General features: G+C 71.7%; 9 protein-coding genes and 1 tRNA gene. 9 read left to right on the forward strand and 1 reads right to left on the reverse strand.

What is annotated here, in order from left to right; genetic code table 11:
• The first annotated feature begins 7 nt into the window (after positions 1-7).
• Entirely contained in the window at positions 8-1,090 is a 1,083-nt protein-coding gene (locus tag ABZ470_RS41170) for a GNAT family N-acetyltransferase (RefSeq protein ID WP_352010524.1), read from the forward strand.
• A gap of 7 nt (positions 1,091-1,097) precedes the next feature.
• A complete protein-coding gene (locus ABZ470_RS41175; protein WP_362918604.1) occupies positions 1,098-2,276 on the forward strand; it encodes a DegT/DnrJ/EryC1/StrS family aminotransferase in 1,179 nt (392 codons plus the stop codon).
• Here the strand turns inward: ABZ470_RS41175 and ABZ470_RS41180 are convergent.
• The gene (locus tag ABZ470_RS41180) at positions 2,191-3,609 is read right to left on the reverse strand and encodes a PLP-dependent aminotransferase family protein (protein WP_362918606.1); all 1,419 of its coding nucleotides are present in this window, start codon (positions 3,607-3,609) and stop codon (positions 2,191-2,193) included. The genes ABZ470_RS41175 and ABZ470_RS41180 overlap by 86 nt on opposite strands.
• A 68-nt stretch (positions 3,610-3,677) precedes the next feature.
• Between ABZ470_RS41180 and ABZ470_RS41185 the strand changes: the two genes are divergently transcribed.
• The 7 genes from ABZ470_RS41185 to ABZ470_RS41215 all read left to right on the forward strand — a co-directional run bounded on the left by ABZ470_RS41185 (position 3,678) and on the right by ABZ470_RS41215 (position 10,097).
• Positions 3,678-4,322, forward strand: a complete 645-nt coding sequence (locus ABZ470_RS41185; RefSeq protein ID WP_362918608.1) for a pyridoxamine 5'-phosphate oxidase family protein — start codon at positions 3,678-3,680, stop codon at positions 4,320-4,322.
• Between the two features lie 152 nt (positions 4,323-4,474).
• On the forward strand, positions 4,475-6,169 hold the full coding sequence (locus ABZ470_RS41190; RefSeq protein ID WP_362918610.1) for a protein kinase: 1,695 nt from the start codon (positions 4,475-4,477) through the stop codon (positions 6,167-6,169).
• An 18-nt stretch (positions 6,170-6,187) separates the two neighbouring features.
• The gene (locus ABZ470_RS41195; protein ID WP_362918612.1) at positions 6,188-7,567 is read left to right on the forward strand and encodes a hypothetical protein; all 1,380 of its coding nucleotides are present in this window, start codon (positions 6,188-6,190) and stop codon (positions 7,565-7,567) included.
• Positions 7,568-7,621: 54 nt separating this feature from the next.
• Positions 7,622-8,923: a DUF2510 domain-containing protein gene (locus tag ABZ470_RS41200; RefSeq protein WP_362918614.1), complete on the forward strand. Its 1,302-nt coding sequence runs from the start codon at positions 7,622-7,624 to the stop codon at positions 8,921-8,923.
• 22 nt (positions 8,924-8,945) lie between these two features.
• Positions 8,946-9,548 (forward strand): oligoribonuclease, encoded by a 603-nt coding sequence (orn, locus tag ABZ470_RS41205; protein WP_352010517.1) that lies wholly within the window; start codon positions 8,946-8,948, stop codon positions 9,546-9,548.
• 75 nt (positions 9,549-9,623) lie between these two features.
• Positions 9,624-9,699 (forward strand) — tRNA-His (locus tag ABZ470_RS41210).
• 158 nt (positions 9,700-9,857) lie between these two features.
• A complete protein-coding gene (locus ABZ470_RS41215; protein WP_352010516.1) occupies positions 9,858-10,097 on the forward strand; it encodes a response regulator transcription factor in 240 nt (79 codons plus the stop codon).
• Positions 10,098-10,227 lie beyond the last annotated feature (130 nt).

The raw sequence follows: 10,227 nt of genomic DNA on the forward strand, positions 1-10,227 counted from the left end.
GGAGCCCATGCACGTCTCTATCGTTCATCCTCGCGAACTGGCGGAGTCCGACATCGAGCGATGGCGGACCCTTCAGGACGCGGACCCCGCCTTCGACAGCCCCTTCCTGTCCCCCGAGTTCACGATCATCGTCGGCGAGCTGCAGGAACAGGTCCGGGTGGCGGTCCTGCAGGATGGCCGGGAGACGGTCGGCTTCCTCCCCTTCGAGCGCCACGCGATGGGCATCGGCAAACCGGTCGCCGCGGGGCTGACCGACGCCCAGGGGCTGGTCCACGTCAAGGACCTCGAACTCGACCCACGAGAGCTGATCAGGTCATGCGGCCTGGGGGTCTTCGAGTTCGACCACCTGGTGGCCGGGCAGCCGCTGCTGTCCGGACGGCACACCCGTCACCCGTCACCGATCATCGACCTGCGCGACGGCTACGACTCCTACGTCGAGACGGTGAAACGCGACTCGGGCAAGACCTACCGCTCCACGGCCTACAAGGCGCGTAAGCTTCAACGGGACCATGGAGCGATCCAACACGACTACGCCACGACCGACCGTGCGGCGCTGCGGACGCTGCTCGGCTGGAAGACCGACCAGTACCGCCGCACCGGCAGGACCGACCGTTTCGCCCGGCCGTGGATCGTCAAGCTGGTCGAACGGCTGCTCGCCACCGACACCGAACGCTTCGGGGGGGTCTTCGACGTGCTACGGGTCGACGGACAGCCGGTCGCGGGCCACTTCGGTCTGCGCACCGCCACCACCCTCGCGGGCTGGTTCCCCGCCTACGACATCGCCTACGCCAAGTACTCCCCCGGCCTGATCCACCACCTCGCCATGGCGGAGAAGGCGGCCGCCGCGGGCATCGAGGTCATCGACCTGGGACGCGGCGAGAAGGAGTACAAGGAGAAGCTCAAGAACGGGGAGTACGAAGTGATGGAGGGCCGCATCGCCAGGCCGAGCGCCGGGGCGGGCATCCACTGGGCGCTCAGCGTGCCGGTCCGTAAGGCACGGGGAACCGTCCTGGCCAACCCGGTCCTGCGGACCACGGCCGACCGGGCACTGAAGACCTTCGGCCGCCTGCGCACCTCCTTGTCGTCGTGAGCACCCGGTGACCCCCGAGGGCCTGGTGGCCACGCGAACGGGGCGTCACTGCTTAGCCGTACCGTCCAACCGGCTCGGCCTCTATCTCGCGCTGCGGCACTGGTGCCTTCCCGGGCAGCGGCTGCTGATGTCGCCGATCTCCGCCGACGAGATCCTCTTCCTGGTGCTGGCCGCCGGGCTGCGTCCCGTCATCGCGCCGCTCTCACCGAGTGACGGCAACATCGACGTCGGCTCCGTCGATCTCGGCACCGTCGACGCCGTGCTGACCACCAACCTGTACGGCCTGCCCGACCGGGTGGCCGCGTTCGCGGGCAAGACGCTGATCGAGGACGTCGCCCACGCCATGGAGACGACGGTCGGGGGCAGGCCGCTCGGCACGTTCGGGGTGGCCGGGGTCTTCAGCATGTCCAAGCACGCGGGGGCGGGTTCCGGCGGGGTGATCGCGGTCGAGGACGAGGCCGACCTGCGTCCCCTTGAGATCGCCCGTGACCTGCTGCTGCGGCCGTACCGGCCGGTGGCCGAGGCGCGGTCGGTGCTGACCTCGGTCGCCAGGCACTCGACGGTCCGGCTCGGCCTGGTCAGGCCCGCGCTGTGGGCGATGCGCGCGCTCGGCCTGGAGGAGAAGCGCGAGGGCCTGCGGATCGCCACGCGCCCGGAGGAGCTCGCCGAGGCCATGAAGCGGGTGCCCGACCTGCCGCCGTTCGACTCCTGGGTCAGGGCCGACCTGCACGACTACCGGACCAGACGGGGGCCGCTCTCCCGTCGCTACCAGGTGAGACGGCTGCGCGGGCTGCCCGGGCAGCGGGCCCGGCGGATCGCCGGGGTGCGCGCGCTCGCCGAGTTGCCCACGGTCGCCGCGGGCGTGCTCGCCCACCTCGACCAGCCGCTGTTCCGGGTGCCGCTGCTGGTCGCCGACCGGGACGAGGCCATCGCGGCACTGGAGCGGCGCGGGGTGGCCACCGGCTACCTCTACGACCCGCCCTACGACGGCTATCTGCCCGGCCTCGTGGAGCCCTCCGACGATCCGGGGGTCGCGCGGTGGTGGGGGCGGCACGCGCTGCCCGTCGATCCGCTCCAGGCCCGCCGCGCGCTGCCCGTGGTCAGAGAACTCGCTCCGGCGCCGCCCCCTCCTCCGCGAGCCGCAGCTCCCCGATCAGCTCCGCGATCACCGCTACCCCCCGCCTGACCTCGGGCAGCGAGGCGGACCCGTAGCCGATCACCAGACCGTGCCTGTCGGCGGCGCCGTGGTCGTCGCGGTTCATCCCCTTGAGCAGGACCCCGCGCTCGGCCGCGGCGGCGACCAGCGGCCCGACCACGTGCTCGGGCAGCCCGACCATGACGTGCAGCCCCGCGGTGTCGCCCGTCACCAGCGTGCCGAGGCCGGCGACGACCTCCGCCCGGCGGCGGGCGTATTCGAGCCGCATCCGGCGCAGGTGCCTGTCGAGGTCTCCGCGTTCGAGCAGCACGGCCATCGCCTGCTGGGTCGGGCCGCTGGTGCGATCTCCCAGGTCGGCCCGGACCTCGGCGACCGCCGCGAGCAGGCCCGGCGAGGCGACCAGCCAGCCGACGCCGACGTCGGGGGCCAGGGACTTCGACAGCGTGCCGAGCAGCACGACCCGCTCCGGTCCGAGGCCGTACAGGGCGGGCAGCGGGGCGACGTCGTAGCGGAACTCGGCGTCGTAGTCGTCCTCGACCACGACCGCCCCGGTACGGCGGGCCCAGGCGAGCAGGCGTTCCCTGCGCGGGACGGGCAGACGACCGCCGAGGGGGTACTGGTGGGCCGGGGTGGTGTACAGCACGCGCAGGTCGTCGGGGAGGGCCTCGACGATGACGCCGTCCTCGTCGACCGGGCACGACACGACGTCGGCGCCCCGCGCGGCGAAGACGTTCCTGGCGACCCGGTAGCCGGGGTCCTCGACGCCCGCCCGGTCGCCGGGCCGCAGCAGGGTCGCCGCGACGAGGTCGAGGCCGTTGCCCGTCCCCCGGGTGACCATGACGTTCTCGGGACCGGCCGCGACCGCCCTGGTCCTGCGCAGATGCTCGGCCAGCGCCCGGCGGAGCCTGGGCAGGCCGTACGGGTCGGGGTTGCTCCCCGGCGGCAGGTCGGCGGCGGCGCGCCACGCCCTGCGCCAGGCCGCCCGGTCGTAGTCACGCACCCACGGCTTGCCCGGGCGCAGGTCGATCACGGGCCCGGCGGGGGCCTCCCGCGTGGGGGCGGAGACGGGCGAGGGGTCCACCGGGACCTCCGGCTCGCGCGGGGCCAGGTCGACCACGTAGGTTCCGGAGCCGTGACGGCCTTCGAGCCAGCCCTCCGCGTAGAGCTGCTGGTAGGCCTCGGTCACGACGGTCCTGCTGACCGAGAGCTGGCGGGCCAGGGCCCGGGAGGAGGGCAGCCGCTCCCCGGACTTGAGCGTGCCGTCGCGCATCGCGGTGCGCAGCAGGTCGCCGAGCTGGGTCATGAGTGCGGCGGGAGCCTGGCGGTCAACCGACAGGGGCAGGTCAACGGGGATGCGCGGCAAAGTGGTCTCCCAGAGGCGACACGAAGTGGACGTGGTTTCGATATCCACTTCTTCCTAGGGTAGAGGGCATGCTCTCCACGACCTCACGCACCACGCTCAACCGTTCCAAGGAGCGGGGCCGTACCTCCCGCGATGATCTCTACGCCGTGCTCGACGCCGGGCTCATCTGTCACCTGGGGGTCGTGGTCGACGGAGCTCCCCGGGTGGTGCCGACCGGCTACGGGCGCGTCGGCGACACCCTCTACCTGCACGGCTCGACCGGTTCGGTCTCCCTGCGCGGCACCGGCGAGGTCTGTGTGACGGTGACGCACGTGGACGGCGTGGTGCTGGCCAGGTCGGTCTTCAACCACTCGATGAACTACCGGTCCGCGATGATCTACGGCCGCCCGCGTCTCGTGCTCGACGAGGACGAGCGCCTCGCGGCCCTGCGCGCGATCACCGAGCAGCTCGCCCCCGGCCAGTGGGACGCGGCTCGCACGCCGACCAGGAAGGAGCTCGCCGCGACCGCCGTGGTGGCCCTCTCCCTGACCGAGGCGTCGGTCAAGGTACGGCAGGGCCCGCCGAGCGACGAGCCCGAGGACTACGCGCTGCCGGTCTGGGCCGGGGTGCTGCCGCTACGCCTGTCGTGGGGCGCGCCGGAGACCGATCCGGCCATGACGTCCGAGGTCGAGGTGCCCGAGCATGTCTCCTCCCGGCCCGCGCCGGGACGGTAGGAAGGCGGGCGAACGGGGGCCGTTCGCCGCGACCTACCGGGTCTCCCAGCCTTCCGAGACTGATTTGTGATTCATGAGTAAATTTTCGCGATCTCCGGCTAAGCTACGGTTCGCCTGTTGTGGGTGGGGGCCCAAGCAACTGAGGAGACCGCATGTACGGCACGTCATCAGGCTGGCGAGTCCCCGGATACACCGAGATACGCGAGCTGGGAGCCGGTGCCGGCGGACGCGTGGTGATGGCGCGGCACGAGGTCGACGGCATGCAGGTCGCGATCAAGTACCTGTCCGACGAACTCAGGGGTGACGTCGGGTTCGTCGCGCGTTTCCGGCACGAGGCCAGGGTGCTCAACACCCTGGACAGCCCGCACGCCGTACGGCTCTACGACTACGTGGAGACCGGTGAGGGCGCCGCCATCGTCATGGAGCTGGTCAACGGCGTCCCGCTGCGGGCGATCCTCCGATCGGAGGGGCCGACCGGGCCTGAGGCGGCGCTGGTCGTGCTCAAGGGAGCCCTCCTCGGCCTGTCGACCGCGCACATGGCGGGTGTCGTGCACCGCGACTTCAAGCCGGAAAACGTGATGGTCGAAACGGACGGGACGAGCAAGCTCGTCGACTTCGGCATCGCGATCCGCTCGGGCGACGGGGACACCCCCGCGGGCACGCCTCCCTACATGGCCCCCGAACAGTGGACGGGCTCCCCCTCCGGCCCCTCGACCGACGTCTACGCCGCGACGGCCGTGTTCTTCGAGTGCCTGACGGGCGCCCGGCCGTTCCGGGCGTCGAACGTCGCCGCGCTGGCCAGGCAGCACCAGGTCACGCCGCCGCCGATAGAGGAGGTGCCGCCCGCGCTGCAGGGCCTGGTCGAGCGGGGACTCGCCAAGCACCCCGCGGACCGGCCGCCGACCGCCGCCGCCTTCATCACCGAACTGGAGGCCGTCGCCGCCGACGCCTACGGGAGCGACTGGCAGGAGAAGGGGCGCCGCCGCCTGGCCGGTCTCGCCGCGCTCCTGCCCGCCCTGTTCCCTGTCGAGGCCCCCAAGACCGGCACCGGTTCCTCCTCCGTCGCCGAGACGAACCTCAGAAGCGGCGGCGCGCGCCGCAGGGCGTCGTCGTCCCTGGGCAAGATGGGCGTCAAGATCCTGGTCGGCGTCGGGTGCGTCGCGGTGATCGGCGGGGTGACCGCCGTGCTGGTCAACTCCGCGAGCAGCACCGCGATCACGCCGCAGAGCCTGGTCTACTCGGCACCCCCCGAGACGGACGAGTCGCTGCTTCCCGAGAACCAGCCCGACGACCCCACTCCGACGCCGTCGAAGAAACCCACGCACAAGGCCTCAAGCCCCGCCCCCACTCCGACTCCGGCCGCGACGACCGCCGCGCCTCCCCCACCGGTCCAGCCGACCCAGGCGGCCGTCCCGTCCAAGTCGCCCAAACCCACGCCGAAGCCGTCGGCGACCCGTACCAGGAAGCCGACCAAGAGCCCGGCTCCGAAGCCCACGCCGACCGCCTCCGAGGAGGAGGAGACCTCCTCCATCGACACCTCGGACACTCCGACCAAGGCCCCGTCCAAGTCCCCGACGCCGACCCCCACGCCGACCAAGACGGCCTCCCCGTCGTCGCCGTCCCCCAGGCCCACCAGGACCCCGACGCCGACGCCGAGCAGCCCGTCGCCGACGGAGACCTCGACAGACGGGGGGACGCCTCCGAGCCTGAGCGCGTCTCCGACGCCTCCCGAGACCTCCCCGGTGACGCTGCTGGCGTTCGGCCTGGTGACGAGCGGCACCGTGCCCATCACACTGGCGGTGAGGCGCGGGATGGCCGGTCGCCACCGGAGGCGGCGCGGGCGCTAGAGAACGGCGGAACAGGTCATGGACATCGAACGGGGGAACGTCGCAGGGTTCCTGCTGACCGGCGAGAGCCGTACCGGTGAACCGGGAACGTGGTCGTCGGCGACCGCGCCCGGCGGACGGCAGGCGGGCGCGCTCAGGCTCGACCCGCGTTTCACCTCGGACCCGGCGGCGCGGGAACGGCTGGTCGCCGCGGTGCTCGCCGAACGCGCGCTGATCCAGGCGGGCCTGACCGGGCTGGTCCCGGTCACCGACCTGGTCTCGGCCGGGCGGGAGGTCTGGCTGCTCACCGGCGAGGCGGTCAGCCCCACCCTCGCCGACCTGCTCGTCGCGCCCGCGAGCGCTCCTGGTCCCGGTGTGGGTGAGGCGGCCGTCGTGCTACTGGAGACCGCGCGGACCCTGCTCGCTCTGCACGCCGCGGGGCTCGCCCACGGGGCGCTGCGCCCGGACACCGTGGTGATCTCCGCCGACGGGTCCGCCCTGCTCGCCGAACGGGGGCTGGCCGACGCGCTGCACGGACGCCCGGCCCACCCCGGCCGTGACGCGGCCGCCTGGGCCGCGCTCGCCCGTGGCCTGGCCGCGAACTGGGGCGCCGCCGACCCCGGAGCCGCCGCCCTGTTCGAGCGGGCCGCGGCCGTCGCCGACGCGGACGGGCTCGGCCGGGCCCGTGACGTGCTGCTCTCCGGGCAGGACACGCTGCCCGCGGGCTCTCTGACCAGGAACGGTCTCGCCCAGGCCGTACGGCTGCGCCCCGCTCCCGGCCTCCTACCCGCGAACGTTCCGCCGATGCCCGTCCCCGACGAGGGCGAGGTCGTCACGCTGCTGCGGGCCGACGTGCCGACCGCCGCCCAGGAGAACGTCGTCATGCGCTTCGGTCCCGGCGTGCCGCCGGAGACCACGGCGGCGCAGATCTGGCGGGCGGGCCGTGACCGGCAACGGACCGAACAGCCCTCCGACGGGTTGCGGGCGCTCGGGACCGCCGCCAGACTCAGGCGCCGCCGTACGGCGCTGGCCACCGTGGTCCTCGCGCTGATGGTCGTCGGTGTCCTGGCGGTCTGGCTGCTGCGCGGTTCTGCGACCCCGCTCGCGGTCACCGGCGTCGAGGTGAGCGCGCCGAAGAAGCAGCAGGCGTGCGACGCGACGGTCAGGATCACGGGCGTCTTCGCCACGAACGGCTCCGGCGGGGAGATCCGCTACGAGTGGCGGCGCAGCGACCGCAAGACCCCGATCGAGCAGACCGACACCGTTCCCTCCGGGGCGGCCTCGCACGAGGTGAGCCTGGAGTGGACGGTCAAGGGCGAGGGCCGCTTCCGTGGAACGGCGACGCTGCGGCTGCTCTCCCCGCTGGCCGGGGGGCAGAAGGTCCAGGACAAGGCAAGTTTCACCTACAAGTGCCCCTAAGCCTCCCAAGCCACCGCAATGCACTGCTAACCGGTTCTTACTACTCTGACGGCCATGACCACGCAGACCCCTGCCGGCTGGTACCCCGACCCCTATGGTTCACCGCTGTTGCGGTGGTGGGACGGCAACCAGTGGACCGACGCCACGCACCCCAGGGACACCTCTCCCCAGGGGCAGGCCGCGCCCCTCGCCCAGCCGACGGGGCAGACCGGCCCGTTCCCCCAGCCCACGCACCCGCAGACCGGCGCCGCCGCCCAGCCTCCGGCCCAACCCGCCCCCCAGCCCGCCCAGTCCCCCGCCCAGCCCGCAGGACCGCCTGCCGGTCCCCCCGTTCCCGGCGGGCCCACCGGTCCCGCGGCCGGGCCCACCGGGCCGCAGACCAGCCCCTTCGCGACGCCGTCCGGCCAGACGCCCTCCTTCTCACCCCCCTCGGGACCCCCTGAGGGGGTGGGCCAGACCGCGCAGTGGAACGGGGCGCAGAGCCAGGCACCGCAGGGGCAGCCCTCCTGGGGCGGCGGGCCCGGGGGCGGTAACACGATGCAGCTGCCCGCCGGGGGGTACAGCCTCCCGCCGGGGACCACTCCGCGTAAGAGCAGTCCGTGGCCCTGGATCCTCGGAGGCGGCGGAGTCGTGATCCTGGTGGCCGTCGTCGTGGCCGCGGTCATGTTCCTGGCGAACCCCACGTCCAGGCCGACCGCGGACGACCCGACCCTGCCACCCGCCGTACCCACGCAGGAGCCCACCCCGTTCCCGACCGAGCCCGAGACCACCGAGCCTCCGCAGGAGACTCCCGCGCCGGAGGCGTCCGATTTCCCCCGGCCGCAGAACGGGCGCATCCAGGATCCGGTGAGCGGCATGTCCTACGCCTTCCCCGGCTCCCCCTGGCAGATCCCCGCGAACGCGGGCACCGACCCGCTCGGTTTCACCTGGAACAGCGGGACCCTGGCGGTCGCCCAGGACGACTACGACGGCAAGGGCGGCAGGTGGCTCGGCAACATCCTCACCGGTGAGCTCCCCGACAAATACGGCTATGACGGGGTCCCCAGCATGCGCGGGATCGCCGCGACACTGCTGCACGCGACCGAGGCGGCCTACTACAGCCCCGAACACGATCGGAAGGTCGTCAAGGACGAGGCGATCAAGGTGAGCGGCCGGGACGGCTGGCTGTTCATGTTCGACCTCGACTTCTCCGCCCAGTCCAAGGCCAACGGCTGGAAGTGGAAGAAGGAACGGGCCGCCTTCGTGATCGTGGACCGGGGCGAGGGCAGGAGGCCCGCGCTTATGTACCTTTCCATCCCCGACAATCTGGACACTTCTCTCGCCGACCGGGTGGTCAAGTCGCTCAAGGTCTCCTGACGGGAGTACTACCCTGAAGGCTATGAGTGACCTGCTGGTCTGGATCGACTGTGAGATGACCGGGCTCGACCTCGGCCGAGACGCGCTGATCGAGGTGGCCTGTGTGGTCACGGACGGTGAGCTGAACCAGCTCGACGAGGGCGTTGACGTGGTCATCAAGCCTCCGCCCGAGGCTCTGGAGCAGATGTCGCAGATCGTCCGTGAGATGCACACCGCCTCGGGTCTGCTGGAGACGCTGAGCACGGGCGTCACGCTGGCCGAGGCGGAGGCCATGGTCCTTGACTACATCAAGGGGCACATCCCCGAGCCCAAGCGGGCCCCGCTGTGCGGCAACTCCATCGCCACCGACCGTTCGTTCATCTCGCGCGACATGCCGGCCGTCGACACGTTCCTGCACTACCGGATGATCGACGTGTCCTCGATCAAGGAGCTCGCCCGGCGGTGGTACCCCCGCGTCTACTTCGCCTCGCCGGAGAAGCAGGGCGGTCATCGCGCGCTGGCGGACATCACCGAGAGCATCCGCGAGCTGCGCTACTACCGCGCGGCGGTCTTCGTGCCCCAGCCGGGACCCGACTCCGCGACGGCCCGTGAGCTCGCGGAGACGATCTCGGCCACCGCTACCTGAGCGACGCGCGAAAACCAGGGGCGAAACGACTCCCAAAGACCGCTACACTTTTCATGTGCTGCTGCGGCAGACATGGTGGGCGTAGCTCAGTTGGCAGAGCGCCAGGTTGTGGTCCTGGATGTCGAGGGTTCAAGTCCCTTCGCTCACCCCATGAGAACGGCCGGTCCCCAAGGACCGGCCGTTCTGCGTTTTTCATCACTCCGGACTTGTCCACCAAAGACGGATGTCGCGGGTTATGCTCGCTGCTATCGCTACGCCGTTAGACGGGGGGTTTCGGCGACCTGAACGTGTTGCTGCAACGGAGGCCGTATGAGAGTCGACGACGCACCGTTCGACGCCGAACCCACAGTCGCGGCGAGCTTGAGCAGGCGTGAGACCGAGGTCATGGAGCTGATCGCCACCGGCTGCTCCAACTCGCAGATCGCCCAGCACCTGTTCCTCAGCGAGAAGACGGTGAAGAACCACGTCAACCGGATCTACGCCAAACTCGGCGCCGACTCCCGGATGACGGCCATAGGACTGTGGCGCAGCCGTACCCCCCAGGACTAGGTCGCGCTGCGTCTCTTTGCTCCGCCTGGCGGCGTCGCGGGCTTGGGCGCTTCGAGCCAACGCTTTCCCTCGTCGCTCATCCGCTTCGCTCCTTCGCTCCTCAGTCCAAGCGTCGGCGCGCCCAAGCCGG

Origin of the sequence: Streptosporangium sp. NPDC020072, from assembly GCF_040631445.1 — a bacterium.
Taxonomy (GTDB): Bacteria; Actinomycetota; Actinomycetes; order Streptosporangiales; family Streptosporangiaceae; genus Streptosporangium.

Coding starts and splice junctions, on each gene's coding strand:
- ABZ470_RS41170 (WP_352010524.1), top strand. CDS start 8: ATGCACGTCTCTATCGTTCATCCTCGCGAACTGGCGGAGTCCGACATC.
- ABZ470_RS41185 (WP_362918608.1), top strand. CDS start 3,678: ATGCTCTCCACGACCTCACGCACCACGCTCAACCGTTCCAAGGAGCGG.
- ABZ470_RS41190 (WP_362918610.1), top strand. CDS start 4,475: ATGTACGGCACGTCATCAGGCTGGCGAGTCCCCGGATACACCGAGATA.
- ABZ470_RS41195 (WP_362918612.1), top strand. CDS start 6,188: ATGGACATCGAACGGGGGAACGTCGCAGGGTTCCTGCTGACCGGCGAG.
- ABZ470_RS41200 (WP_362918614.1), top strand. CDS start 7,622: ATGACCACGCAGACCCCTGCCGGCTGGTACCCCGACCCCTATGGTTCA.
- orn (WP_352010517.1), top strand. CDS start 8,946: ATGAGTGACCTGCTGGTCTGGATCGACTGTGAGATGACCGGGCTCGAC.
- ABZ470_RS41215 (WP_352010516.1), top strand. CDS start 9,858: ATGAGAGTCGACGACGCACCGTTCGACGCCGAACCCACAGTCGCGGCG.